This window comes from Promicromonospora alba, from assembly GCF_042654905.1.
Taxonomy (GTDB): domain Bacteria; phylum Actinomycetota; class Actinomycetes; order Actinomycetales; family Cellulomonadaceae; genus Promicromonospora; species Promicromonospora alba.
In genome coordinates this window covers 69,162-95,037 of record NZ_JBHSFI010000002.1, presented here as the reverse complement: position 1 = coordinate 95,037, position 25,876 = coordinate 69,162, and the positions used below count along the sequence as shown (strand labels likewise).

Genomic DNA, 25,876 nt, shown 5'->3' with positions numbered 1-25,876 from the left:
TTGCCCGCAAGTGACGGACCGGCGGGTCCCCGGGCTCAGCGGGTCCGCGGGAAGTCGAAGATCCGGTCCGGGTCGTAACGACGCTCGATCTCCGCGAGGCGGTCCGCGGCGGACCCGTAGTAGACGCGGCGCCAGTCGGGCAGGCGAGGGTCGAAGTCGTTCTGATATGCCGCGCCCGATGCGTAGGGCCGCATGGCGGAGTGGATCGCGGCCAGCCATTCCTCGGCGGCGGCCGCGTCGTCGGGCCGGTCCCAGCTCGCCTCGTACTGCGCGAGGAAACGGTGGTGCCGATGGACGAACGCCGTCTCGTGCGCCGGCCGGCGGTTCACGGTGCCGCCCATCGCGACGGTCGCCACCGAGGCGGCGACGCCGGCGGGGGCGTTCTCCACCGTCGTGAGGGCCGCACCGATCGCCTCGGCGGGCATCGAGCGCGCGAAGAAGTCGCTCCGCACGTCGTAGCACGGCCGCTCGGCCGGCCGGAGGTCTCCCCGGCGAACCGCCGAACCGTGGCGAGGTGTGGTTCGGTGCGGATCTCGTGGCGGGTGCGGCCGTCGGGCAGCGCTGCCAGCTGCTCGGCGAGGTCGTCGTGGCCGCCGAGCGCGAAGGCGACGACCGACACCGAGGGGCCGCTGTCGTCGTTCTGGAGGCGCAGGGCCGCCCACATCTCGTCCGGCAGGTCGGGCGCCCAGTCCTGCCAGGCCGCGAGCACGGCCGCGGCGCGCGACCACGGCCACGCCAGGTCGGCCGACGACGACTCGTGGACGGCGTGAGTGCGCAGGCGCAGCTCCGTGACGACGCCGAGGCTGCCGTTCCCCGCCCCGCGCAACGCCCAGAACAGGTCCGGCTCCCGCTCCGCGTTGCAGGTCAGGACCGCGCCGTCCGCCGTCACCACCGTCGCCTCGACGAGGTTGTCGCACGAGAGGCCGTACGCGCGCGACAGCAGGCCGTGCCCACCGCCGAGCGTCAGACCCGAGACGCCGACGGACGGGCACGTGCCGCCCGAGATCGTGACGCCGTGCTCGGCGAGCGCCGCATAGACGTCGCCGAGGACGGCTCCGGCGCCGATGTGCGCGATGCCCGGGTGGACGGTGATGTCGTTCATCCGCCGCACGTCGATGACCAGCCGGCCGTTCCCGCTGGACCAGCCCGCGTACGAGTGGCCGCCGCTCCGGACTGCCGGCGGGATGCCGTGCGCCCGGGCGAACCGCAGGCACTCCGCGACGTCGGCGGCCGAGGTCACGAGGACGACGGCGGCCGGTCGGAGGTCGTCGAACCGGCGGTTGAAGAGCAGGCTCGCCTCGGCGTACCCGTCGTCGTCGGGCCGGAGCAGCTCGCCGTCGATGGCCGCGCCGAGTGCCTGCCAGGCGGGCGTCATGCGCCGTACGCCCCGAAGAACATGTCGAGCGCGGCGTCGACGTGGGCGCGCAGCTGGGCCGGCGTCGGTATCGCGTCGTCGCCCAGCAGCATCGCGCGGTTGATCGGGTCGCCCATGACGAGCCAGTTCAGCTGGGTCGCTGCTCTGTCGGTATCGCTGGCGGCGTCGGGGCCGGCGATCCGGACGAGCCCGAGGTCCGCGAGGTCTCCGATGACGGTGGCGAGCGACGCGATCGCTACGCGTGGACCGTTCTCGTAGAGCGCCCGGGCGAGCTCGGGAAAGCGCACCGCCTCCCCGATGACGAGGCGCCGCAGCGCCAGGACCTCGGGGTTCATGACGGCCGCCAGCTGAGCGACCAGGAGGTCGCGGACCTCGTCCCGCGCCGTCCCGGCGTCGGTCACCCGTGGCACGGAAGAGAGCACCGAACGGCTCGTGACGCGGGTCTTCTCCGTGACCAGAGCCAGGAAGAGCTCCTGCTTGCTGCCGAAGTAGCTGTAGAGCGTCTGCTTGGACACCCCCGACTCCTTGGCGATGGAGTCCATGGTCACCGACTCGAACCCGGTGGCGAGGAACTGGACCTCCGCGGCCGCGAGCGCGGCATCGTGCTTCTTGCGCGAGCTCGGTCGCGTCAGCCGGTCACCTTGCCGCATCGGACGGGCACCTCCTTGCGACATCATACCGAGCAGTCTAGAGTCTAGTTATTAGACTTGTCAGTCTAGAAAACATCAGGCGAGAGAAGGAGATCGACATGGCGGAGAGCCCGGAATCTCTCACGTTCGAGGCGGAGCTGCGGGTATCGCCCGAGGCCGCTTCGTGGACGGTGTTCGACGTGCCCGGATCGCGCGCGTTCTTCGGAACGGGCAAGCCGGTGCGGGTCACCGGGACGATCGACGGCCACGCGGTCGCCATCACGCTGATGCCGACCGGCAACGGCGCGCACGTGGGGCCGGTCAAGGCGGCCACCCGCAAGGCGATCGGCAAGGCGGCGGGCGACCAGGTGCGGGTGACTCTCGAGAAGGCGTGACGGCGGGTCCGGCACGGAGAGCAGTGCTCCGCGTCGGACCCGCCGTCGGCCTCCGGTGGGTGGTTCCTACGCCGTCGCCGCGTCGCGCATGAGCGCGGTGTCGACGAACTGCTCGAAGCGCACGATGAGCCCGCCCCGCACGACGAAGTGGTGCGCGACGCGGACGTTCAGGTCCTTGCCGGTGTCCCGGTGCGTCGCGGTGTAGCGCGCGAGCACCACCACGTTCTCGCCGTCGACCACATAGCTGTCGTCGTGGGCCGCCCAGCCCTCCCACTCCTGGCCGAGCTTCGTCATGACGTTCGACGTGACGCCCTCGGGCGTGCGGTAGGTGCCGGCCAGGGGGAACCCGGCCATCTCGGTCCACTCGACGTCGGGTGCCATGGTGGCGCGGAGCGCGTCGAGGTCACCTGCCGCCGAGGCCAGGTACTGCCGGCGGACGACGTCGCGGGGTGCCGCCGACGTCTCGAACGCCGCCGTGCTCGCGTTGGCCGTGCTCTCTATGGCCGTGCTCACGGTCAGCCCCATGTCATCTCGCCCTTCGCGACCTTCGGCCCCAGCTGGGCCGCGATCAGCATTCCCGAGGCGGGGTAGGCCTCGACCAGCGCCGCCGTCGTCGACGCGCCGTCTGCCGAGGCGTCGAGGATGCGCTCGAAGTCGCGCAGGTAGGTGCGCGTGTAGTCGATGGCGCTCGCGTCGTTCGCCGTGCCGGGCAGGCGGTGCCCGGCGACGACGAGCTCGGGGTCGAGCGCCTGCATCTGGTCGAGCAGCGCGATCCAGGCGGCACGCTGCTCGGGCGTCGCGGTGTCCGCCACCCAGACGTGCTCCTGCTGGAACAGGAGCACGCCGCCGATGATCGCGCGGTGCTCCGCGTTCCAGAGGTAGTGGCGGTCGGGCAGGACGGCGGAGCCGCCGCGGAGCTCGAAGCGCGCGCCGTCGACGTCGATGAAGTCGTCGGTGAGCGGCTCGATCTTCGCGAGCCGCGTCGGCAGGTTCGCTCTGAGAGCCGCCCAGGCCTTCAGCTTGCTCTCGTACGAGGCGTCGATGTGCTCGATGACGATCGGCGTGGCGACGATCCGCGCGTCGGGGAAGGCGTCGGCGATGACCTCGAGGCCGAAGTAGAAGTCGGGGTCGGCGTGGCTGACGAACACCGTGCCCAGGCTCTTGCCCGAGTCGAGGACGGCGGCGGCGAGCCGGTGCCCGTCGGCGCGCGTGAAGCCGGCGTCGACCAGCAAGGCCTCGTTCTCGCCGGTGACGAGCACCGCGGACTTGTTCTTCGAACCGGCGGGGAAGTCGAGGTCGAATACCTCGAAGGACAGCGACATGGTGTGTTCCTTACCTCGGGACGCCCGGTGGCGGGTGGCGCGGCGTGGTGGCCGCGTGCAGACGGAACAAAGGCTGACTAGTCAGCTATTCCCGAGGAGCGGAACCCGAGCTGCAGCGCGCTCAGGGCATGACAGGGAGCTGCTGCTCCGCGTTCTTGCTCAGGGTGCGGATGGCGACGGCGAAGACCTCCGCCTGGTCCGCGGGCAGCACGTCCACCAGGTACTGCTCGATGTTGCGTGCGTGGACGGCGCTCGCCCGGAGCAGGAGGTCCTCGCCGGCGGGGGTCAGGCGGATGAGCTGGACCCGTCCGTCGTCGGGGGACGGGCTGCGCTCGATGAGCCCCTGGTCGGCGGCCCGCTGGACCAGGCGCGTCGCGCCGCCCGAGGTGAGGACCCGCGCCTGGGCGATGTCCCGCACCGGGACCCCGTCGGGGCCGGCGCGACCCACCACGAGCAGCAGCTCGAACACCGTGTGGCTCAGGCCGGTCTGCTCCTCGAGCGCCCGGCCCAGGATGTAGTCGAGCCGGTTCGCGGCGCCGAGCAGCCGGCCGAAGACCAGGATCCGGGGGTCGTACGCGGCCTCGCGCGGGGACGAGAACTCGGACGTGGGACTCATCGGCCCAGCGTAGGTGAGTGGCAACGGTCGGCAGGCAGGATCCGCGTTCGGAGGGCGCCTCCGAAATCAGCCAACTGTGGTGCAGGTCGAGTGACCTGCGATCCTGGCTTCAGGATGCGGATAGCAAATTCTCGCGTAAAATCATGGACCCAGTCTTAGTCGCTCGTTAGTCGCCTGTTATACGTCGCATCTCGGTTCGCCAATGGTCCGCTGGGCCAACGCGCGGCTCGTGTCCTACCCACACGGCAGTGGTGTCACTGGATCGAATGCAAAGTTCGTAGCAACTGATGAGAGGCCGATCGCATGGCGCTGTCAGGCACGTCCGGATCTCTGTACTCGGGCACGGCGCCCTCGCCCGGTCCGACCACCTCGCCCGGCCCGACTCCCTCGCCCAGCCCGTCGCCTTCGAGTGGCGAAGCGATCGGTACGGGAGGAGCGGACGCTCTGGTTCCCCTCGTATGGTTCGGGGTAGCTGCGATTGTCGTGGGCTGCGCGATATATGCGCTGGTAGTCCTCACAGGAAAGGCGAAGGGGATTACGTTCGTTCGTCTGTACGCACTCATCGTGGTTGCCGTGCTGGCTACGATGCTCGCAGTCACGGGTGTGGCAGTCGAGGCGAAAGCAGCCGCGTTCACTCTCCTTGGAACTATTGCCGGATTCCTGGCTGGAAAGCAAGCCGAGACGACGACGAAGACAACGACAACACCGGGGCAGGATGGCGTATCGGTAACGACCAAACCGGCCTTCTAGAGCCGAGCGCCTGCACAAACCGGGTAGGTGAGTGGAAAAAGGTCGGCAGGCGGGATCTGCGGGTCGGAAGATGTCCGGCCCACGGCGTAATGCTGCGTCACTCGTAGTAGTGCACCGTCTTGCGGATGTGCTCAGCGTGCTCGTAGATCTGGTCCAGCGACTCGATGGCGTGCCGGGTCTCGGTCTTTTCCTCGTCGAAGAGGCCGAGGTACTTCTGCCCGGTGTTGAAGTGCAGCCGAGCGATGGGCCTGCGGTTGTTGTTGTCCAGCAGGACGCCCATATAGCTCTTCGTGTCGCGCTGGACGATCCGGACCGGTGGCACTTCGCTGCAGGCGATCGCGCGCACTATCTGGAAGGCCTCGATCTCTTCGAACGTGGTCTCGAGACCGCGTTCTGACCCCGAACCGGACTCGTCGAGGTCTGCCTCGACGGGCGCCTCGGCGGTGAGATCCGTCGTGCCGGCGGTGGCGTAGACCCGCCCGCCGAGCGCGGCCTTGATCCGCTCGTTCACCTGGTCTGCGACGAACTGCTGCATCGCCTTCGACACCAGGCCACGGAACTGCTCGCGGACCTTCTGGGTGAACGCGCCCTCGTAGACCCGGCTGGTCAGGCCCTTGACCCACTCGTCGTCAGCCTCCCGGAACTGGGATGCGAGAGCCCGCTTGAGCGACCCGATGTACTTGAGCTCCTCGGCGGCGCTGACCACGGACTCCACATCGAAGGTCTCCTTGGTCAGCTTCTGGACCTCGGGGATGAGCGACTCGTCGAGCTCCAGGAGGTCCAGCTGCAGGAACGGGGTGTCGTCCATGCGGTTGGGCCTGTCGAGGTCCGTGAAGAAGTGATATCGCTGACCATTCGTCAGGATCGCGATCCGCGCGTTGGCGACCGCGAAGTAGCGGAAGAGCTGAGAAGCATGGTTCAGCGTGAGCGGTGCGCCGACTGCCTTGGCCTCGATCAGGATCTGGACCTCGCCGTTCTTGACGATGGCGTAGTCGATCTTCTCGCCCTTCTTGGTGCCGACGTCGGCGGTGAACTCCGGAACCACCTCGTCAGGATTGAACACGTCATAGCCGAGGACGTGCGCGATGAACGGCATGATGAATGCGTTCTTCGTGGCTTCTTCTGTAGCGATGTTTGCCTTCTGCTGTTCGATCTTGGCGGCAAGCGACGCAATACGCTCTGCGATATCCATGGGTGGGCCTCTGCTCTGATGACCGGTCTAGCTCGTTCCCGGATGCTAGACGGCGCTCTCGCTGTCAGGGCGGGAATCCTCATCACAGGACGCAAGATCACCCGGGTGATCCGGCGACCGTTCGTGCAAATGCATTTAGTTTGAGAGTTCACCCGCGGTTCCGGCCGATCTCACCCGCAGAAAGTCTCCAGGACTCTGCGTATTCAGGTTCGATTGTCGTGACGCTCCGAGCGTTGATCCGAGTACGAGATTCTGAGCGACCAAGGGGAACACATGCCACTGTCGACATCGGGTGGGCCGCCGCCCGCAGGCTGGTATCCGATTCCGGACGACCAGGCTCGGCAGCGTTGGTGGGACGGGTCGCAGTGGGGAGCCGACACCCGGACCACCCCACAGATGGCTCCCGTTGCGGGCCACCCGGTCGGCACCGCGCCCGGCGGCCAGCCGCCGGAAGGGGCGCGTCGCGGGGGTGCCAGGGCCGGATGGGCTCTGGCTCTCGGTATCGGCGCGTTCGTCCTCGCGTGGGTCCCGATCCTCGGGATCGTGCTCGCAGCCGTCGGGCTGTTGCTCGCCGTCCTCGAGCTCGTCTCCGGCACGCGTGGGGCGAGAGTGGTCTGGGCGACGGTCCTGAGCACCATCGCTCTGCTCATCGGCATCGCCGTTGCGTCCGCGATCGCGCTGTCGGGCGATGGGTCCGGGGCTGCTGCGCCAGCTGCGGTCGAGTCAGGGCCGGCCGGGACCGAGGACGGCGAAGCGGGTCCCGGGTCGGCAGCCGCTGATGAAGCGGAGGCCGAGCCGAAGTCCGCGGACGAGCCGAAGGCGGCAGGGCTCGGCGACCCCGTACGCGACGGCAAGCTCGAGTTCACGGTCACGAAGATCGAGGCGGGTGTGGCGGAGATCGGCGACGAATACTTCGGCAAGGAGGCCCAGGGGCAGTTCTTGCTCGTCCACGTGAAGGTCGAGAACATCGGCGACGAGGCGCAGACGTTCTTCGGGGAGAACTTCACCGCGCTCGATGTCGATGATCGCGAGTTCTCGGCCGACACCGAGGCGGCAATCTATCTCGACGAGTCGAATTCGTTCATCAACGAGATCAACCCGGGTAACACCGTGGAAGGGATTGTTGTCTTCGACGTCCCGAAGGACGCGAAGATCACTGCGCTGGAGCTGCACGACTCGTTCTTCTCCGGCGGCGTGACGGTAAAGGTGAGCTGACCGCCCGCAGATCGACGGGTGCCGTCAGGCGAATACCTTCGCGCAGCTGAATGTCGTCGTGCTGGCTCGGGATCGAGCCGGCGCGACGACATCGCTTGCCGCGTCTCACTCGATCCGCGTCAGGTCCCTGCGCTTCGAGGAGACTGTGCTCTTGGAGGGGCCCTCGCTCCTCGACAAGGCCTTGGTCCTGGCGGAGGCCTCGTCGAGCACCGCCGGTACGACGTGCCCCGTGCCGAACTGCCGCGACAGCGCCCCGCGCAGGCGCTCGCGCCCGCTGAGGTGCCCGCGCTGGTCGGGACGGCCCGGGACCGCCGGAACCGGGGCCACGGACAGCAGCGCCCGCTCGTCCTCGGTCGCCGGCTGATGGATCTCCCCGTAGCCACCGTTCGGCATCCGGACGATGCGGCCCGTCTCGTGCCCGTGCAGCGCGATCTCGCGGTCCTTGCGCTGCAGCCCGATGCAGATCCGGCGGGTCACCTCGAACGCCAGCGGGGGACCCGCGAGCAGCGCCACCTGCAGCGTCGTGATGATCGTCTCGAACGGCACGCCGAACTCCGTCGAGACGATGTCGGCGCTCGCGGCGCCCCACAGGATCCCGTAGAACAGCGCGCCGGCGACGCCGACCCCGGTGCGGAACGGGACGTTTCGCGGCCGGTCGAGCACGTGGTGCAGTTCCCTGTCCCGGTCGACCCACGCCTCGAGGTACGGGTAGACGATCAGGACCGCGAAGTAGCCGCCGATCACGACGAGGGGTACCAGGGTCGCGAAGGTGATGGTCCAGCCCATCCACTCGGTCTCCCAGCCGACGGGGACGAGCCGCAGCGCGCCGTCGAGGAAGCCCATGTACCAGTCGGGCTGGCTCCCGGCGCCAACCTCGCCCACGGACGCGGGCCCGTAGGACCAGACAGGGCTGATCGTCGACGTCGCCCCGAGCAGTACCAGCACCGCGCTCGTCATCCCGGTCATCCCGGCGGCGCGCAGGGCGGCGTCGGGCCAGAGGCGCAGGCCGAGCGACGCCGCCGGCGTCGGCCGCGGGTGGGCCGCCTGCCCGTGCCGCAGGCTGAGCACCCCGCGCACCGCCATGACCACCACGAGCAGCCCTGGCGCGATGACGGCGTGGACCGGGTACAGGTTCTCGATGATCTGGCCCGGGAACGGCCCGCCGAACATCCAGCCGGCCACCCACGTGCCGACGAACGGGATGCTGAGCACCACGCCCTCGACGATGCGCAGGCCGGTGCCGGACAGCATGTCGTCCGGCAGCGCGTACCCGCTCCACCCGGCGGCGAGCACCAGGATGAAGGCCACCACCAGCAGCACCCAGCTCAGCTGCCGCGGACGGCGGAACCCGCCGGTGAAGAACGTGACCAGGAGCTGCATGATCATCGACGCCGGCATGACGAGCGCCGCCCAGTGGTGCGTCTGGCGGACCAGGAGGCCACCGGTCTGCTCGAAGGAGATGCGCATGGTCGAGGCGAAGGCCTCGGTGACCGTCGCACCCTGCAGCGGCCCGTACGGGCCGACGTAGGTGACGAGCTCGTTCGACGGCGTGTACCAGGTCGCCAGCAGCACCCCGGTCACCGCGAGGACGAGCAGGCAGGCGAACGTCACGACGCCGAAGAGGTTGGACCAGCGCAGGTACACCCGGCGTCGGCCCAGGTCGGTGACGAACGTGCGGACGGTGGCGCGTACGGTGCGCCCGGCCGAGTCAGCCGGCATCGCGCACCACGCTCAGCTCGGGCCGGGTGTCGGTGGCCTGGGCATCGGCGACCCGCGCGAGGTCGGCCAGCGCGCCGTCGACTCCCGCGAACGGGTCGCCGCCCGCCAGGAAGGCGGCCCGCGGCCGCTGCACGGTGGCGAGCGGGATGATGTCGCGCCCGAAGAACACCGCCGAGACCCATACGAGCAGGACGCGCACCTTGCGTTCCCACGTGGGGACGGCCAGGACGTGGTAGCCGCGGTGCATGAGCCAGGCCAGGAAACCCTTGATGACCAGGCGGCGGTACTGGAAGATGCCCTGCCCGATGCCGAGGGTGGCCACCACGCCGAGGCTGTGGTGGAGGTACTGCCGCGGCTGCTTGCCACGGAGGTCGGCGACCAGGTTGGCGGCCAGCAGCTTGCCCTGGCGTACCGCGTGCTGCGCGTTGGGCACCGTCCGTGCGCCGGGCACGGGGGAGGCGAGGTCGGGAACCGCTGCGTTGTCGCCAGCGGCCCAGGCGTGAGGGACCGGCGCCTCGTCCGTGCCGACCCGGAGGTCGGCCCGGACGCGGACCAGGCCGCGCTCGTCGACCGGCAGGTCCGTGTTCCGCGCGACGACGGGGTTGCTGCCGTTGCCCGCGGCCCAGATCAGCAGGCCGTTGCCGTACGACTCGCCCGTAGACAGCAGGATTCGGCCGTCCGCGGCCGAGACGACCTGGGTGCCCAGGTGGATGCGCGCGCCCCGGCGCTTGAGGTGCTCCACCACCCAGCGGCCGGGCTCGTCGGTGACCTCGGGCAGGATGCGCTTGTTCGCGTCGACGAGATGGAAGGCCAGGTCGTCGCGGCCGAGCTCCGGGTAGGAGCGCAGCAGGCCGGTGGCCAGGGACAGCAGCTCACCGAACACCTCGACCCCCGTGAACCCGCCCCCGACGACGGTCACCGTCAGGAGCCGCCGACGCTCGTTGCCCGGCGGGAGCAGGGCCGCGCGGTCGAAGGCGGTGAGGAGCTGGTCGCGGATCGCGACGGCTTCCTCGACGTGCTTGAGGCCGATCGCCTCGTCCGCGATCCCCGGGACCGGGAACGTGCGGGTCACTGCGCCTGCGGTCACGACGATCGTGTCGTACCCGATCTCGCGCAGCGCGCCGTCGTTGGTCCGGACGGTCGCCGTGCGGTGCGCGTGGTCGATGGACGTCGTGTGGCCGGCGATGATCGTAGTGCGGTGCAGGTGCCTGCGCAGCGACACCATGACGTGCCGTGCCTCGATGGAACCGGCCGTGACCTCGGGTAGGAACGGCTGGTAGGTCATGTAACCGTGCGGGTCGACGAGGGTGACCTCTGCCTCGCCCCGGCGGAGCTTCTTCTCCAGTCCCCACGCGGTGTAGAAGCCGGCGTAACCACCGCCGACGATCAGGATCTTCTCCGGTGTCTGTCCCGAGATGTTTCCCATCACAACCTCCTGGTGGTCTTACCTGATCGACAACGCAGCGCGATCGGATGTGACGTGGTGGTGGTCACACCGGCTTCCGGCCGCTACCGCTACCGCTTGGTCGCCTGGACCGCGGCGAAGATGGTCTCCGCCACGACCACCGGGTGGGACACGGCCAGGGCGTGCGAGGCCCCGGGGACCTCGGTGACCGTGCGCCCGCCCGCCCGCTCCGCCATGAACCGGATCAGCTCGGCCGGGATGTTGCGGTCGGCCTCGCCGAACACGAACCAGGACGGGATCGTCCGCCACGCGGGGCTGGACGTGGGCAGGTCCTCCGTGAGGGCGGCCTCGGTCACGGGCCGCTGGGTCGCGGCCATGAGTGCGGTGAGGTCGTCGTCGACGTCGGCGGCGAACTGCTCGCCGTACACCTCCGGCCGGATGACGAGCTCGTTGCCGCCGGTCGAGACCGGGTAGGCGGCGATGGACCCGCCGAGGGTGCTGCCGGGGAACTTGGCCGACAGCGTGAACGCGTTCTCCCCGGTGTCGGGCGTGAACGCCGCGACGTAGACGAGGCCCACGACCTGGTCGTTGCCCGCCGCGGCCTCCGTGATCACCATGCCGCCGTACGAGTGGCCGACCAGGACGACCGGCCCCTCGATCGACGCGATCACGTCACGGACGTACTGGGCGTCGCCGGAGACCGAGCGCAGCGGGTTGGCCGCGGCGACGACGCGCAGCGTCTGCTGCTGAAGGTGCCCGACGACGGCGTTCCAGCTCGACGACTCGGCGAACGCCCCGTGGACGAGGACGACGGTGGGTGTGGTCATGACAGTTCTCCCTTGGTGGATGCGGACTGGCTGGATACGGACTGGCTGGATACGGACTTGTCGAGCGCCTTGCGCAGGACGTGGATCGCCTGCTCCAGGGCGGCGGTGGTCGCGGCGGTGCCGCGCACGGGGTTGAGCATGAGGAAGTCGTGGATCGTGCCGTTGTAACGGACGCTCGTGGTGGGCACGCCGGCCGCGGTCAGGTTGCGGGCGTACGCCTCGCCCTCGTCACGCAGGACGTCGTTCTCGTCGACGATCACGAAGGCCTCTGGCAGCCCCGCGAGGTCCTCGGCGGTCGCCCGCAGCGGGGACGCGGTGATCTCGGCACGCCGGTCGAGGTCGGGCAGGTAGGCGTCCCAGAACCACGCCATCGCCTTCGCCGTCAGGTGCGGGCCGTCGGCGAACTCGCGGTAGCTGGCGGTGTCCTGCCCGGCGTCGGTCACCGGGTAGTACAGCGACTGGTGGACGAACGTCACGTCGCCCCGCTGCTTGGCCAGGATTGCCAGGGTGGCCGTCATGTTTCCGCCCACGGAGTCGCCGGCCACGGCGAGGCGCGAGGCGTCCAGGCCCTCGGCAGCGCCGTCGGTGGTGATCCAGCGCGCGGTCGCGTAGGCCTGCTCGATGGCCACCGGGTACTGCGCCTCGGGCGACCGGGTGTACTCCACGAAGACGAGCGCGGCGCCGACGCCGGCGGCCAGGTCGCGCACGAGCCGGTCGTGGGTGGCGGTGCCGCCGAGGATCCAGCCCCCGCCGTGCACGTAGAGGATGGTCGGCAGGAGGCCCTGCGCCTCGACGTGCGCACCCGCGTGGGCGCCGACGGGCTTGACGATGCGGACCTGGACGTCGCCGACGTCGGCCGGGACGGTGATCCACTTCTCGTCGACGTCCGGCTTCTCGACCGGCCCCGCCTGGACGTCGTCCAGGGCCTTGCGGGCGCCCTCGACGCCCAGCTCGTAGATGAACGGTGGTCGGGCCGTCGCGTCGGCGAACGCCTGGGCCGCCGGCTCGAGCACGTGGTCGCTCATAGATCTCTCCTTGCTGTGTGGACGGGCCCTCCGTCACGGGGTGGCCCGCTGTGGAGGGTGAACTCCTGGTGTCCGCGGAGCCCAGGTCTGCGCTGCGACAGACGCAGGCCGCGGTGGGACATTTGAGATGTCGAGACGGTCCTTGTGGCCCGGTCTCACAGGTACGACCGGGTGGGGGCGCCGGCTGTGACGGTTGAGCCATCGCAGGGAGAAACATGACGACACGGGGCGCCCCAGACCTGGACACCGCATGCTCGGTTCTGTCGCCGAGGCCGAGGACGTGCTGCAGGAGACCTGGATCCGGTGGCACACGACCGACCGATCGGTCGTCAGGAACCCACAGGCACTTCTGACGACGACCGCCACACGGCTGGCGCTCAACGTGCTCCAGAGCGCGCGCTCCCGGCGCGAGATCTGCACGGGACGCTGGTTCCCCGAGCCGGTGGACGCCGGCGCGGACGCGAGCACGGGCGCGCGCACGGGTGCGGGAAGCGACCCGGCGTCGGGCGCGGAGCGTGCCGAGGCGCTGGACGTCGCGGTGCTGGTGCTGCTCGAACGCCTGACCCCCACGGAACGCGCGGCCTACGTGCTCCGCGAGGCGTTCGACTACTCCTACGGTGACATCGCCCGCATCATCAGGGTGTCGCAGGTCGCCGCGCGGCAGCTCACCAGCTCACCAGCCGGGGCGGCAGCCTGCTCGGTAGGTGGGGTGCTACGCCGCGGGGTTGAACGGGATCCCGGCCGGCTTCATCCGCTCCAGCCAGTAGGTGAAGTCGCCGTCGTCGATCTTGATGGTCGCCCCGCCGAAGTCGGCGGTCATGAGGCGCTCGCGGAGCGACGTGCTGGGCCAGCCGTCCCAGCCCACGAGCGGCGGGTAGCGCCAGCTGCCGTAGTGGTTCTCGGGCGGGTCGTCGTTCCCGTTCGCCAGCCGGAACAGGTGGGTGCTCGGGCCGTCCTTGTGGAACACGATCTTGGGGTGCGATCCCTCGAACCGGACCTGGGAGCGGGGATAGGTGGCAGACCCGCTGTGCTCGGTGATCGAGACGTGCTCGACCTGGTTCGACGCCTGGTTCACCCACACGACGACGTGCTCCCAGTCGTGCTTGTGGCTGCCGATCGCGATCGGGCCGTCCATCGTCTGGTCCTTCTCGAAGTAGCTCGCGTACATCACGGCGCACCAGCCGTTGTTGCACTTCTCTCGCGAGTAGGTCTGCGAGTTGTCCAGGTCCCACTGGTCGCGGCAGTTCCCGTTGACGGCCCCGCCGATGTTCAGGCCGGGCGCGATGGTGCCGTCGAGGCCGATGGCGGGCGTCGCGTAGCAGCCGTCGCCGTCGTAGTCGTAGGCGGGGGAGAAGGACTGCTCGATCCCCGTGGCGTTCTGCGGGAGGTTCGGCGGCGGGTCCGCGTGCGCGGCGGCCGCGGGGGCGGTCAGGGCGAGCGCAGTGACGGCGAGCGTGGCGACGAGACGCGCTGAGAGAGGTCGGTGCATGACTGGCCTTTCGTCGGGCCTGACCGGGTGTGACGAGGGCGGGTGAAAATCGCGACAGGTGGATGCTATGGGCGGGTCAGTGACCGGGCAATGAGGGTGATCCCGTACATGACGCGGTGCCCGTCGTCGCACTACCTTGAGGCATGACCAGCGCGACCCCGCCCGCACCGGGCGGACCCGACCCTGCCGGACCTGAGCACGGCGCCACCCTCACCCCCGGCTTCCGCGGACGGGCGCGTCCCGAAGGCGTGACCCTGCCTCCCGGGCAGTACGCGGAGGAGGGGTTCCCCGTGCTCTCCGCGGGCCCCACGCCCAACGTGAGCACGGCGACCTGGAGCTTCACCGTCACCAACGAGGCGGGCGCCACGAAGTCGTGGACCTGGGCCGAGCTGATGGCGCTGCCCCAGGACACGCCGACCGTGGACATCCACTGCGTTACGCGCTGGTCCAAGTTCGGCACCCGCTGGCGCGGGGTCTCCCTCGACGTGCTGCTCGCCGAGGTGGAGTCCACCGCGGACTTCGCGATGGTGGGCTCCTACGGTGGCTACACCACCAACCTCCCGGTGGCGGACCTCCTGGGCGGCAAGGCGTGGATCGCGCACACCTTCGACGGCAAGCCGCTGCACCCCGAGCACGGTGGCCCCGCCCGGCTGCTGGTGCCGCACCTGTACTTCTGGAAGTCGGCCAAGTGGGTGCGCTCGCTCAAGCTCATGCCGACGGACCGGCCTGGTTTCTGGGAGAAGCTCGGCTACCACGACCTCGGCGACCCGTGGCGCGAGCAGAGGTACCAGGGTGACTGAGCTCCGGCCCGCCGGCTCGCGGCTCGGTGACAGGTACGCCGTCCCCTCGGGCTGGCAGGTCGCGACGCTGGTCGAACGTCGGGCCGAGAGCCCGACGGCGATGACGCTCGTGCTCGACGTCCCGGGCTGGCCAGGACACCTGGCCGGCCAGCACCTGGACCTGCGTCTCACCGCACCCGACGGCTACACGGCAGAACGGTCGTACTCACTCGCGAGCGGGCCGACGGCGGCCGGCAGCGGCCAGGTCGAGGTGACCGTCCAGCGGGTCCGGGGCGGCGAGGTCTCCCCGTACCTCGTCGACCAGTTCCCTCCCGGTTCCGCGATCGAGGTGCGCGGCCCCATCGGTGGCTGGTTCGTCTGGGACCCGGCGTCCGACGCCGGCACGCCCGTCCTGCTCCTGGCCGGCGGGTCGGGACTGGTCCCGGTGATGGCCATGGTCCGGGCGCGTCGCCAGGCCGGTGACCGGACGCCGTTCCGGCTGATCTACTCGGTGCGCACGTCCGAGGACCGGTTGTACACGAAGGAGCTGGAGCAGCTCGTCGCGCGTGGCGACGGCTTCGAGGCCAGCACCATCTTCACGAGGGCGGTCTCGCTCACCGCGCTGCGTGGCCCGCGACGCCTCACCGACTCCGAGCTGGCTTCGTGGGGCTGGCCGGCCGAGCTGGAACCGCGCGTGTACGTCTGCGGCCCGACGGGGTTCGTCGAGGCGGTCTCGCGCATGGTCGTGGCCCAGGGCCACGACCCGGCCCGGGTCCGGACGGAGCGGTTCGGCCCGGCGGGGGACTGAGCGCACCGGATCGTGACAACCAGCCACGGCCAGAGCCGGTCTGCGATCGGGCGCGGTCATACGCTGCTCGCGATGGTGTGGAGCCGGCGTCCGTCGCGGTCGGTGAAGTGCCATCCGTTGTCGTAGTGCATGGTGATGTGCTGGGTATCGACGAGGTCGTGGTGATATCAGCACAGCAGGGCGGCGTTGGCGACGCTGGTCTCCCCGCCGTCGGCCCAGTGCCGCACCGCGTGGTGGACCTCGCAGCGCGAAGGGGGTTGGTCGCACTGCCCGAGCACGCAGTGCTTGTCGCGGGCGATGACTGCTTTGCGGAGCTGGCCGGTGATCGTGCGTTGGGTACGTCCGACGTCCAGGACCTGGGAGTCGGGGCCGAACACGATCCGGGTGACCTGGCTGTCGCACGCGATCCGCCGCAACACACCGGCCGGTACCGGTGTGTTCGTCTCAGTGAACACCGCCGGCGCCTTGATCAGAGCCTTGCCGGGCAAACCGAGGCCCGTGACCCCGGCCATGCCGGTGAACCCGGCGCCGGTAGCGCTGGTGGTGCCCGTGCCGGTCACGTCCGTGCTGGTGTCCTTGATCCGGCTCTTCGCGACCATGGCCTGTAGCTCGGTCCAGGACACCGTCACGGACAGGTGCGGGCGCACGGCCGCGCCGGTACCGGTGTGGGCGTTGTCCAGCACGATGCGGGCCAGGTCTGCAAGAGCCTGGGCGCGGCGCTGTCCAGGGCTGCGGTCGTCCCCCGCTGCGGGCGCGCCCATGATCGAGCCGACCGCGGTCGTCAGGGCCAGGCCGTGCTCCTCGGTCAGGAACCCGGACAGGTGATACCCACCCAACGTCGGTGCGATATCGAGGTACTCGCGGTCCTTGGCCTTGCGGTGGCCGCGCTCGTCGGCGTCCGGGTCCGCATGCCGGGCGAAGTAGCGCACCAGACCGCGAAACCGGTCCGGACCGTTCTCCCGTGACCAGTCCAGCAGCTGCTCCTCCCAGGTCGGCGACATCAGGCCGGACGCCGGATCGGAAGCAGTGTCCGTGCCGTCCGGATCAGATGCGTCGGCGGTGCCGTCGACAGGACTGCCGACACCGTCGTCGGCGACGGGCGTGGGCTCGAGTGTGGCCACGTCGATCGCGGGGGCTGCAAGGGCGTTGATGCGTTCGGTGCTGGTGGTCGCGACGTCGACCAGAGCTCTGACCTTGTCGGTACCGATCTCGCCGGACAACGCCTTGGTCAGTGTCGCGGGCAGATGATCACGCAAGGCCCGAGCCGTACGCACGTCCCGCTTGGCGGTCACGGTCTGCACGTCCTCGACCCGCGCCAGCCACACCGCGAACGTCCGCGCACCCGACTGGGCCCACAGACCCGCTGCTTCGATCCGAGGCAGCACCGACCACCGGACCGCATCCAACCGTGTGCCCGCTACCCGCAGCCGGGCCGAGAGGTGTGCCAGACGCGACATTCCGAGCCCGTTCAAGCCGGCATCCATCTGGCCGGTGCCGCCGGACCCCGTGCTGGCCTCCGTCATGACCTTCGCGGTCAGCTCGTCCAGCAGCTCCTCCACGTCGGTCAGCACGTCCTCCACGGGGCGCTGGGCACCGGCGTCGTGCTTGCCTTCTGCCATCGTCCGCACCCCCTCGCCCACCTCGTGCGCTCACGTTGAACGCACCACGATCGGGCTCCCCGACCACTGTCCGATTCTATCGAACGGATGTGCGTATGGATCGGGGAAACGGAAATCTGTGGATAACCGTTGGGCGCAGCGGCGAACGCCCACTACCCCTGCCGACGCGCCAGCCTGGAGGGCCACCAGATCGCCCGGCCGATGTCGTAACCGAGGGCGGGGACGAGAAAGGACCGGACGGCGAACGTGTCGAGCAGGACTCCGAAGGCGACGATGAACGCCAGCTGCGCGAGGAACAGCACGGGGATCACCGCGAGCGCCGTGAACGTCGCCGCGAGCACCAGCCCGGCCGACGTGATGATGCCCCCGGTGAGCCTCAGCCCGCGCAGCACGCCTTCACGCGTGCCGTGCACTATCGACTCCTCGCGGACCCTGGTCATGAGGAAGATGTTGTAGTCGATCCCGAGCGCGACGAGGAAGACGAAGCCGAACAGCGGCACCGCCGGGTCGGCGCCCGGGAAGCCCAGCAGGTCGTTGAACACCAGGGCGGAGACACCCATCGCCGTCCCGAAGGACAGCACGGTCGTGAGGACCAGCAGCACCGGCGCGAGGACGGCGCGCAGGAGCAGCATCAGGATCAGCAGGATCACGACGAGCACGATGGGGACGATGAGGGTCCGGTCCCGGATCGACGCGTCGTTCGTGTCGAGGTCGGTCGCGGACTCGCCGCCGACCAGCGCCTCGGGGACGACGTCGGCGTAGGCGGTGCGCAGGTCACGGACCGTCTGCTCCGCGGCGGCCGAGTCGGCGGCGTCCTCGAGGGTGCCCTGGAGGAGCACCTCGCCGTCGGAGACGGTCGGCTCGGGTACCGGCGGCGGCCCCGCCGCCTGGATGCCCTCGGCCGTGACCGGGGCGGTCCCGCTCGGGGTGTCCGCCGAGACCGCTACCTGCGCTATCCCGTCCTCCTGCAGCAGGACGTCGGCCGCCCGCTGCAGCTCGTCCTCGGGCGCGACGACGTAGACCGGGCTCCCCGAACCGGCGGGGAAGTGCTCGGCGAGCCGGTCCTGCCCCGTGCGCGCCTCGGACGCACCGAGGACCAGCTCCGACTGCGGCACGCCCGAGGCCTGGAGCTGCGTGATCCCCACGCAGCCGAGGGCGAGGACCGCCGCCGTCGTGATCCAGATGGTTCGCGGCCGGGTCCGGACGGCGCGGGAGACCCGCCCCCACAGCCCGTGCTCGCCGTCGCGTGCCGAGCCGGCCCGCTCGGCGGCGGGGTCGTATGCCGGACGGCGGGGCCAGAACGCCGCGCGGCCGAGCGCGAGCAGCAGCGCGGGGAGCAGCGTGAGCGCGGCGAGCATCGCGAACGCTATGCCGACGGCGGCGACCGGACCCAGTGTGCTGTTGGAGCGCAGCTCGCTCAGCAGCAGGCAGAGCAGGCCGGCGATGACCGTGCCGCCCGAGGCGAGGATCGGCTCGAACGAGCCGCGCAGCGCGCGCCAGGTGGCGGTCCACCGGTCGGGGGTGCGCACCAGCTCCTCACGGAAGCGCGCGACGTACAGGAGGGCGTAGTCGGTCGCCGCGCCGATGACGAGGATGAACAGGATGCCCTGGGTCTGCCCGCTGAGCAGCAGGACCCCGGACCTGGCGAGGTGCCAGACCGTCAGCAGCGCGAGGCACAGCGCGAACATGCTCGTCGCGAGCACGGCGAGCGGGAGCAGCAGCGAACGGTAGACCACCACGAGGATGACCAGCACCGCCGCGAGCGCGACGCCGAGCAGCAGCCCGTCGATCCCGGCGAACGCGGACGCGAGGTCGCTCGTGAAACCCGCGGGACCCGTGATGTAGAGGTCGACGCCGGCCGGCAGGCCCTCGCTCAGCGTGTCCCGCAGCTCGCCGGTCGCCTCGCCGAGGTCTGCCGAGCCCGACAGCGGCACGAAGGCCTGCGCGGCGGCGCCGTCCTCGGAGGGGATGGGCGGGGAGACGTCGCCGTCCACCACCTCCAGCTCGCCGGCCGCCGTCAGCCGCTCGCCGATCGCGGTGAGGTCGTCGTCGGTGAGCTCGGCCGCACTCTCGTCGGCTACGAAGACCACCACCGCGGGCACCGCGTCGCCGTCGGTGAAGCCGGAGAGCCGCTCCTGCACCTCGGTCGCCTCGGCGGTGGCGGGCAGGTAGGCGGTGCGGTCGTTGGAGGAGACCTCGTCGACACGGCCGAAGTACGGGCCGCCGATCGCCGCACCCACCAGCCAGACCAGGATGAGCACGGCCGGCAGCGTCACCCGGAGCCAGCGCGGCACGCCCGATCCGGCGTTCATGAAGCGCGCTCCCAGCTCGCGACGGGGCCGGGGACGACCACGAACAGCGGGTGGGCGGTCGGTGGTCCGGTGGTGACGATCTGGGCCCGGTGCGCGGGGGAGCGGATCGCGAGCTTGCTCAGGAGGTGCTGCCACTCGAGGTCGAGCTGCCCGGCGGTCACGACGATCCGTGCCGTGCCGTGCGTGAGCTCGTCGAGCGGCTGGGCGATCCGCTGCGCGTCGAACTGGTAGCCGCGCCGTGTCGCCTCGTCCCGCACGCCGTGGAGGTAGGCCGAGATGGCGACGGCGGGCTGCGGGTGCTCGCGGAAGCGGTCGAGCTGCGGGTGCGCGGTGTAGCCCCGGGTGCGGCCCAGCAGCACCGCCTGTGCCAGCAGCGCCTCGCGCCAGCATGCGGTCAGGCCCTGCCGGTCGAGCAGTGCCGGATCCAATGACCAGAGCCGCATGCGTCGGCACCTCCTGTGACGTCGGCCGGGTCGGGTGCCCGGCCATCCGCCTGCCAATTTAGCTAGCCTGGCTACCTGTAAGCAAATGACGCAATAAGGTAAGGGGGTAATATCCGAACGTGGATCCCGAAGCTTTGCCCCGCCAGGACGCCGAGCCGTCGATGATGGATCCGCGCGTCATGGATCCCGACCAGGAGATCGTGCGGCTCGCGGGCCTGGACGACGCCGACATCGACCAGGTGGTGCGCGTCCTCGAGGCACTGCGCCGCTGGCGCGAGACCGAGCGCCGGATGAGCGAGGCCTCACGGCGCTACATGAAGCTCGGCGACACCGACATGCGCGCGCTGCGCTTCCTCATCGCCATGCAGAACCACGGCCGTGTCGTGACGCCGGGCGCCATCGCCGAGCACCTGGGCATCACGACGGCGTCGACCACGAAGCTCATCGACCGGCTCGCCGCGGGGGACCACGTGCGGCGCACCCCGCACGCCTCCGACCGGCGCAGCCTCGCGATCGAGGTCACCCCGGAGACGCGGCACGCCGCGCGCGAGACCGTCGGGCGCAGCCACGCCCGACGGTTCGACGCCGCGGCCCGCCTGACCGCCAAGGAGCGGGAGATCGTCATCCGCTTCCTCGACGACCTGGCGGCCTCCGACCAGGACCCTGCCTGACAGGGCCTCGCCTGATCACGCCCCGCCTGATCACGTCTCCAGCAGCACCCGCACGTCCCACGGGCCGAGCTCCAGCTCGGCCCCCGCGGCCAGCTCCTCGCCGCTGAGCAGGTCACGCACCGCGCCCGGCAGGACGAAGGTGCTCGGCTCCCACGACCACGAGTGCACGAACCGCACGCGCTCACCCGCGGGGTTGGTCGCGCCGGCGACCGTCTGCGACGGCCCCTGCGGGCGCCACTCCGGTCCGGCCGACGCCGCAGCGGGTCGCCCGTGCGCCACTGCCCACCCCAGCACGGCGCGCGCCAGCGCCGGATCGGGGATCGTGCCCACCGTCGTCACCCGGCCGGAGCCGTGCGCCCGGGTGGTCACGGCCGGCCAGCGGCCGAAGTGCGGGTGGTCGTAGCGGACCAGCACGTCGGCGTCGAGCACCTGGAGGCTGTCGACCCAGCTGGTCGCGCGGGCGTCGTCGGGCAGCTCGAAGCCGTCCGTACCCTGCACCGCCAGCGGCGTGTCGATGCTCGCGAACTCGTCGTAGAAGACGCCCGCCGCCTCGCTCAGGTGCGCGGGCTTGCGCTCGGCGCGGGCGCGGGCCTCCTCGTCCTCGTACCCGGTGCGGATGCCCAGCACGAGGTGCCCGCCGGCCGCCGCGTACCGCTCCAGCCACGACAGCCAGGCGTCGTCGGCGATCGTGACGCCGGCCGCGACGAGCACGGGGTGCGCGGCGGCCATCTCCTCGGGCGTGCTGTCGGTCAGCTGGGTGTCGTGCAGCAGGCGGGCCTGCAGGCCCGCGTCGAACGCCCCGCGGTAGAAGCTGTCGCGGATCCGGTCGTAGCCTCCCCGGTCCTCCCCCGCGCCCCCGCCGATCTGCGGGAACTCCGCCTGCGACCACTTGCTGTTGCTGGAGTACACGAGCGCGACGTCGGCGTCCGGGGTCAGGTTGGCGACCGCGGCGCCGGCAGTGCGCAGCTCGCCGCCCAGGGCCGCGAGCTGGTGGTAGGTCCGGCCGGGCTCGAGCGAGTGCGGCAGGATCCCGCCCCAGTACGTCTCGGTGCCGTACGGCAGCGTGTGCCAGTGCCAGTACTCGATCATCGTGGCGCCGCGGGAGACCAGGGCCCAGGCCACCTGGCGCCACTGGCCGTCGTAGGCGGGCTCGTTCTGGTGAGGTCCGCCGATCGCCTGCGCGTTGGTCTCCGTGACGAGATACGGCGCCTGCTTCGAGGAGTACATGCGGTCCGCCATCGCGTACAGCGCCCACGTGCCTGAGGCCATCCACGACTCGTCCGGGGTGGCGGTCAGGGGCAGGGCCAGGTGGTCCCGCATCCGGTAGTACGGGTTGCCGGCGGTCACGTCCAGCCTGCGCGTGAGCGCGTCGTCCTGCACGGTGGGGCGGTCGTAGGAGATACAGGTGGTGACGAACTGGTCCTCGCGCGCGTACTCGCGGACGACGTCGGCCTGCCAGCCGATGAAGTCGGTGGTGAGCTGAGCCTGGAACTTGCGCCAGGCCAGCGCGTACTGGGGTTGGCCGTTGCCCGACGGCGTCCAGAGGTCCGCCCAGGTGGACAGCCGGTGGGACCAGTACGTCAGGCCCCACTCGTCGTTCAGCCGCTCGACCGTGCCGTACCGGGCGCGCAGGTGGTCCACGAACCGCTCGAAGACCTGCCGGTTGTGGAAGATCTCGTTACCCGGCTCGTTGTCCACCTGGTACCCGACGACCGCGGGGTGCTGCGCGTACCGGGCGACGACGGCGCGGATGATCCGCTCGGCGTGGAACAGGAACGCCGGATGGGTGTAGTCGATCTCCTGGCGCGCGCCCCAGCCCATCGCCTGCCCGTCCCGGCGGACGACGTTGATCTCCGGGTACAGCCGCGCCAGCCACATCGGCACGGCGTAGGTCGGCGTGCCGAGGATCACCTTGATGCCCCGCTCGTGGGCGCCGTCGAGCACGGGCTGCAGCCAGTCGAGGTCGAAGCGGCCGTTCTCCGGCTCCCAGGTGGACCAGACGGACTCGCCGACCCGGATCACCGTGAAGCCCGCCTCGACCATCAGGTCCAGGTCCCGCTCGAGCTGCCCGGCGCGCTGCTGCTCCGGGCGGTGGTACTCGTAGTAGTAGGCGGCGCCGAACAGGACCCCGTCGGTCAGGTGGTGCAGTGTGCTCATGCTTGCCTCTCAGGCTCAGTGGGACGGGACCTGTCAGACACGCAGGTCACTCCGGTGACCTGTGGTTCTGACACGTCGGCGGGTGCTGGTCATGACGGCGGTGGCGCCGTGCTCTCGCGGACGATCAGCTGGGCGGGAATGAGCCGGTGGCGTTCCGCGGGCGGACGGCCCTCGATGGTGCCGACCAGGCGGTGCACCGCCAGGCGGGTGACCTCGGCGAAGTCCTGGCGGACCGTCGTCAGGGAGGTGGAGAGGAACTCGGCCTCGGGGGCGTCGTCGAACCCCATGATGCTGACGTTCTCGGGGACCCGGAGGCCGGCCTGCTCGACGGCCCGGATCGCGCCGATGGCCATGTGGTCGTTCGCGGCGAAGATCGCGGTGACGCCGGCGCGGCGCAGCAGGTCGCGTGCGGCCTCGTACCCGGAGCTGGGGGTCCAGGCGCCGTGCACGACGGGCGGCGCCTCGGCGCCGGCGTCCGACAGGGCGGCGCGCCAGCCCGCGATCCGCCGCGCCGTGGCCGACCAGCCCTCCGTGCCGCCGATGTGGTGCACCGTGCGGTGCCCGAGCGCGAGCAGGTGCTCGACCGCGGAGCGGGCCCCGGTCGTCTCGTCGGCGCCCAGCACGAGCTCGTCGGGGCGGGCGACCGACTCGGTGGCGCTGGGGGAGCCGGCTTTCGCGGAGCCGAAGCTGAGTACGGGCAGCCCGTGCGGGATGCGGAGGTCGGGGTGGCCCAGGTCGATCGGCTCGGAGAGCACCAGGCCCGCGATGTCCTGGGTGACGAGCTCGTCGATGGCGGCCTGCAGGTCGGCGACGCCGTTGCCCTGCGTGCGCGCGACGCTCAGGTGGTAGCCGGAGCCGCGCAGCGCGCCGTCGACACCCTCGAGGATCGACGCAGGGCCGTACAGCGCCGTGCTCGGCGTGACCATGCCGATGCGCTGGTTGCGGCGGGTCACCAGGGCGCGTGCCGCGGCGTTCGGGCGGAACCCCAGCTCGTCGATGACCGCCTGGACCCGGGCCCGGATCGCCTCGGTCACGTGCGGTTCGCCGTTCACGACCCGCGAGACGGTCTTCTGGGAGACGCCGGCGCGGCGGGCGACGTCGGTCATCGACACCCGTGGTGTGGCACCCATGCAGCTCCCTCGCTGAACCCCTGCTCGGCCCGGCTGACCGATTGACTACGTAGTCAACGCGGAGAGCGAACCATGCCTTCGACTGGGGGTCAAGGGCGGGAACGAGATCGGTCAGCTGCCCGGAAGGGGCCGGTGAGATCGGTCGGTTGCCTCGAGATCGGTCGGTTGATGGACCGATCTCGAGGCAACCGACCGATCTCGGATGCGCGGGGATGGCATGGGACCGAAGTCAGCCCCCGCGCACCCGCCCGGATCAGGACAGCCGGGTCAGGACAGCCGGGTCAGGACAGCGTGATGCTGTCCAGCTCCGCGTACCCCGTGCCGCCGCCGAAGTTCGGCGAGCCCTTCGCCAGCCGGATCACGTTGTAGCCGGCCCGCAGCGAGACCGTCACGTTCGTCGTCCCGAACTGGCCCCAGCCCGCCGTCGGCGGATAGGACACCGTCGAGAACGCGCCGCCGTTGTACGCGAGCCCGTGGGTCGACGTCGACCCGGTGCCGTTCGCGTACCGGACCGCCATCGTGTAGCTGCGGGCCGTGGGCACGTTCACCGTGAAGTCCACGAAGCTCTGCGAGCGCATGTCGGCGGTGCCGTCGATGCCGCCGACGTACGAGCCGTTCGACGCCGCCGAGGAGCCCCGGGTCTGCGCGTTCACGACGTTCGCGTTCTCGGCCTCGTAGACCTGCTGCCAGCTCGACGTCGGGCCGCCGGCCGGGGTGACGACCACCTGGTAGGCGCCCTCCGCCGTCATCCCGTTGACCGGGACGGTGACGCTGCCGTTCGAGACGGCGAGGGTAGACGTCGACAGCACCGTCGGCGCGGCCACGTGCGTGTGCCGACCGCTGCCGGGCACCGCGTTCACGGTCACCTGGACCGACGAGCCGAACGAGCCCAGCCCGTTGACCCGCACGCTGTTGTTGCCGCTGTCCCCGCCGAGCACGACGTTCACGATCTTGCGGCTCGAGTCGTACGCCGCGACGCCGTCGAGCCAGCTCTGTGGCGTCGTCCGCACGACGTTGCCGGCCATCGCGCCGTACCAGCGGTAGGCCCAGTACGACGCGGTCGGCTGGCCCTGGAGTGTGAACAGGCCGTCGAACGTGCCCGCCTCGAACCAGTACGCGCGGTGCGCTTCACGTGCGCCGTGCCGCTCCAGCACCGAGATCCAGTGCACCGCGACGCTCGGGATGTCCATCTGGTTGAGCGAGTTGTACTCGTTGATCGCGATCGGGCGCGGGCTGATGCCGAGCTGGTTCTCGATGGCCCGGTAGTCGGCCACGTGGTCGTCGAACGAGTTCCAGTCCATGTCGCCCAGCTCGTGCCAGACGATGACGTCGGGGAGCGTGCCCGTGTCCCGGGCGTGGGTCAGGAACGACAGCATCCGGCTGTGGCTGTAGTGCGAGTCGCTGGGCCCCACGATCGGCGTCACCGGGTCGAGCGACCGGATCAGGCGGTGCGTGCGGGTCCAGCCGTCGTTGAACGAGCCGGCCGCCGACGTGTTCCACGTCCAGTCGGGCTCGTTCCACAGCTCCCAGCCGCGGATGTTCGTCGTCGAGGTGGCCGCCAGGCGCTTCTGGACCATGGTGCGGACCTTCTGCTCCCAGTCCGCCCAGCCCTGCCACTGGTAGGGGAACGACGGGTAGATGTCGGGCATGCGGACGAGCTGCTGGGCGCCGGCGCGCGTGATGTTGCCCGCGACATCGAGCGCGTCACAGCACGGCTCGGTCGCGCCGTTGCCCAGGTGGGTGGTGCCCGGCGCGGGCTGCGTGAACCCGCTGGGGCTCAGCGGCAGGAGCTGGTCGGTGGTGGGCTTCGAGTTCGAGCCGACGCCGTACAGGCCGCCCGAACCGACGTGCGTCACGGGGCGGACGACGGAGCCGACGTCGACCGTGAGGGTGTTGCCGGCGGCCTGCGCCGGGCCGGCAGGAGAGACCAGCGCGACGCCCAGGACGAGGGCGAGGATGCTGGCGCGGGACAGGGTGCGTTTCATGGAATCTCCTCGT

At 70.6% G+C, this 25,876-nt stretch carries 23 protein-coding genes and 1 pseudogene; 6 read left to right on the top strand and 18 right to left on the bottom strand.

The features are described from left to right. Window positions 1-35: 35 nt before the first annotated feature. Genes ACFO6V_RS03565 through ACFO6V_RS03555 form a run of 3 tightly spaced genes read right to left on the bottom strand, consistent with a single transcriptional unit; the run spans window position 36 to window position 2,025 of the window. Window positions 36-389 (bottom strand): BBE domain-containing protein, encoded by a 354-nt coding sequence (locus ACFO6V_RS03565; protein WP_377132300.1) that lies wholly within the window; start codon window positions 387-389, stop codon window positions 36-38. After that, complete coding sequence (locus tag ACFO6V_RS03560; RefSeq protein WP_377132298.1) at window positions 326-1,375, bottom strand: FAD-binding oxidoreductase; 1,050 nt, start codon at window positions 1,373-1,375, stop codon at window positions 326-328. The genes ACFO6V_RS03565 and ACFO6V_RS03560 overlap by 64 nt, the downstream gene beginning before the upstream one ends. After that, window positions 1,372-2,025: a TetR/AcrR family transcriptional regulator gene (locus ACFO6V_RS03555; RefSeq protein WP_377132296.1), complete on the bottom strand. Its 654-nt coding sequence runs from the start codon at window positions 2,023-2,025 to the stop codon at window positions 1,372-1,374. The genes ACFO6V_RS03560 and ACFO6V_RS03555 overlap by 4 nt, the downstream gene beginning before the upstream one ends. Before the next feature lie 98 nt (window positions 2,026-2,123). Between ACFO6V_RS03555 and ACFO6V_RS03550 the strand changes: the two genes are divergently transcribed. After that, window positions 2,124-2,399, top strand: a complete 276-nt coding sequence (locus ACFO6V_RS03550) for a DUF1905 domain-containing protein (protein ID WP_377132294.1) — start codon at window positions 2,124-2,126, stop codon at window positions 2,397-2,399. Between the two features lie 66 nt (window positions 2,400-2,465). On the opposite strand, the gene ACFO6V_RS03545 is transcribed toward ACFO6V_RS03550, so the two are convergent. The 4 genes from ACFO6V_RS03545 to ACFO6V_RS03530 form a co-directional block, all read right to left on the bottom strand. After that, window positions 2,466-2,912 (bottom strand): nuclear transport factor 2 family protein, encoded by a 447-nt coding sequence (locus ACFO6V_RS03545; RefSeq protein WP_377132292.1) that lies wholly within the window; start codon window positions 2,910-2,912, stop codon window positions 2,466-2,468. Window positions 2,913-2,914: 2 nt separating this feature from the next. Then, on the bottom strand, window positions 2,915-3,721 hold the full coding sequence (locus tag ACFO6V_RS03540; RefSeq protein ID WP_377132290.1) for an MBL fold metallo-hydrolase: 807 nt from the start codon (window positions 3,719-3,721) through the stop codon (window positions 2,915-2,917). Between the two features lie 121 nt (window positions 3,722-3,842). Next, on the bottom strand, window positions 3,843-4,337 hold the full coding sequence (locus ACFO6V_RS03535) for a MarR family winged helix-turn-helix transcriptional regulator (RefSeq protein ID WP_377132288.1): 495 nt from the start codon (window positions 4,335-4,337) through the stop codon (window positions 3,843-3,845). Between the two features lie 847 nt (window positions 4,338-5,184). Continuing rightward, window positions 5,185-6,279 (bottom strand): type I restriction endonuclease, encoded by a 1,095-nt coding sequence (locus ACFO6V_RS03530; RefSeq protein WP_377132286.1) that lies wholly within the window; start codon window positions 6,277-6,279, stop codon window positions 5,185-5,187. A gap of 273 nt (window positions 6,280-6,552) precedes the next feature. On the opposite strand from ACFO6V_RS03530, the gene ACFO6V_RS03525 reads away from it, so the two are divergent. Next, window positions 6,553-7,494, top strand: coding sequence for a DUF4352 domain-containing protein (locus ACFO6V_RS03525; protein WP_377132284.1), 942 nt, complete (start codon window positions 6,553-6,555; stop codon window positions 7,492-7,494). Window positions 7,495-7,599: 105 nt separating this feature from the next. Here the strand turns inward: ACFO6V_RS03525 and ACFO6V_RS03520 are convergent, their stop codons facing one another. From ACFO6V_RS03520 to ACFO6V_RS03505, 4 genes are all read right to left on the bottom strand, one after another. Next, on the bottom strand, window positions 7,600-9,213 hold the full coding sequence (locus ACFO6V_RS03520; protein ID WP_377132282.1) for a cytochrome b: 1,614 nt from the start codon (window positions 9,211-9,213) through the stop codon (window positions 7,600-7,602). Then, window positions 9,203-10,639 carry an NAD(P)/FAD-dependent oxidoreductase gene (locus ACFO6V_RS03515; protein ID WP_377132280.1) on the bottom strand — a complete coding sequence of 479 codons (1,437 nt, stop codon included), beginning with the start codon at window positions 10,637-10,639 and terminating at the stop codon, window positions 9,203-9,205. The genes ACFO6V_RS03520 and ACFO6V_RS03515 overlap by 11 nt, the downstream gene beginning before the upstream one ends. Before the next feature lie 89 nt (window positions 10,640-10,728). Next, a complete protein-coding gene (locus ACFO6V_RS03510) occupies window positions 10,729-11,445 on the bottom strand; it encodes an alpha/beta fold hydrolase (RefSeq protein WP_377132278.1) in 717 nt (238 codons plus the stop codon). Then, window positions 11,442-12,470: an alpha/beta hydrolase gene (locus tag ACFO6V_RS03505; protein WP_377132276.1), complete on the bottom strand. Its 1,029-nt coding sequence runs from the start codon at window positions 12,468-12,470 to the stop codon at window positions 11,442-11,444. Before ACFO6V_RS03505 ends, ACFO6V_RS03510 begins: the two co-directional genes overlap by 4 nt. 250 nt (window positions 12,471-12,720) lie before the next feature. Here ACFO6V_RS03505 and ACFO6V_RS03500 point away from each other — a divergent pair. After that, window positions 12,721-13,122 (top strand): annotated as a pseudogene (locus ACFO6V_RS03500) (sigma factor-like helix-turn-helix DNA-binding protein); the annotation flags it as partial. A 60-nt stretch (window positions 13,123-13,182) separates the two neighbouring features. Here ACFO6V_RS03500 and ACFO6V_RS03495 read toward each other — a convergent pair. Then, a complete protein-coding gene (locus tag ACFO6V_RS03495) occupies window positions 13,183-13,959 on the bottom strand; it encodes an NPP1 family protein (RefSeq protein ID WP_377132274.1) in 777 nt (258 codons plus the stop codon). A gap of 143 nt (window positions 13,960-14,102) precedes the next feature. On the opposite strand from ACFO6V_RS03495, the gene ACFO6V_RS03490 reads away from it, so the two are divergent. Continuing rightward, a complete protein-coding gene (locus ACFO6V_RS03490) occupies window positions 14,103-14,759 on the top strand; it encodes a sulfite oxidase-like oxidoreductase (RefSeq protein ID WP_377132272.1) in 657 nt (218 codons plus the stop codon). Continuing rightward, window positions 14,752-15,546: a ferredoxin reductase gene (locus ACFO6V_RS03485; protein ID WP_377132270.1), complete on the top strand. Its 795-nt coding sequence runs from the start codon at window positions 14,752-14,754 to the stop codon at window positions 15,544-15,546. Before ACFO6V_RS03490 ends, ACFO6V_RS03485 begins: the two co-directional genes overlap by 8 nt. Window positions 15,547-15,713: 167 nt before the next feature. On the opposite strand, the gene ACFO6V_RS03480 is transcribed toward ACFO6V_RS03485, so the two are convergent. From ACFO6V_RS03480 to ACFO6V_RS03470, 3 genes are all read right to left on the bottom strand, one after another. Then, complete coding sequence (locus tag ACFO6V_RS03480) at window positions 15,714-17,165, bottom strand: HNH endonuclease (protein ID WP_377132268.1); 1,452 nt, start codon at window positions 17,163-17,165, stop codon at window positions 15,714-15,716. A 152-nt stretch (window positions 17,166-17,317) separates the two neighbouring features. Further along, window positions 17,318-19,477: an MMPL family transporter gene (locus ACFO6V_RS03475; RefSeq protein ID WP_377132266.1), complete on the bottom strand. Its 2,160-nt coding sequence runs from the start codon at window positions 19,475-19,477 to the stop codon at window positions 17,318-17,320. After that, a complete protein-coding gene (locus tag ACFO6V_RS03470; protein ID WP_377132264.1) occupies window positions 19,474-19,920 on the bottom strand; it encodes a pyrimidine dimer DNA glycosylase/endonuclease V in 447 nt (148 codons plus the stop codon). Before ACFO6V_RS03470 ends, ACFO6V_RS03475 begins: the two co-directional genes overlap by 4 nt. 119 nt (window positions 19,921-20,039) lie before the next feature. Here ACFO6V_RS03470 and ACFO6V_RS03465 point away from each other — a divergent pair, with 119 nt between their 5' ends. Beyond that, window positions 20,040-20,591 (top strand): MarR family winged helix-turn-helix transcriptional regulator, encoded by a 552-nt coding sequence (locus ACFO6V_RS03465; protein ID WP_377132262.1) that lies wholly within the window; start codon window positions 20,040-20,042, stop codon window positions 20,589-20,591. A gap of 30 nt (window positions 20,592-20,621) precedes the next feature. Here the strand turns inward: ACFO6V_RS03465 and ACFO6V_RS03460 are convergent, their stop codons facing one another. From ACFO6V_RS03460 to ACFO6V_RS03450, 3 genes are all read right to left on the bottom strand, one after another. Then, window positions 20,622-22,748: a beta-galactosidase gene (locus ACFO6V_RS03460; protein WP_377132260.1), complete on the bottom strand. Its 2,127-nt coding sequence runs from the start codon at window positions 22,746-22,748 to the stop codon at window positions 20,622-20,624. An 89-nt stretch (window positions 22,749-22,837) separates the two neighbouring features. Then, window positions 22,838-23,878 carry a LacI family DNA-binding transcriptional regulator gene (locus tag ACFO6V_RS03455; RefSeq protein ID WP_377132258.1) on the bottom strand — a complete coding sequence of 347 codons (1,041 nt, stop codon included), beginning with the start codon at window positions 23,876-23,878 and terminating at the stop codon, window positions 22,838-22,840. A 281-nt stretch (window positions 23,879-24,159) separates the two neighbouring features. Then, the gene (locus ACFO6V_RS03450) at window positions 24,160-25,863 is read right to left on the bottom strand and encodes a hypothetical protein (RefSeq protein WP_377132256.1); all 1,704 of its coding nucleotides are present in this window, start codon (window positions 25,861-25,863) and stop codon (window positions 24,160-24,162) included. Window positions 25,864-25,876: the final 13 nt, after the last annotated feature.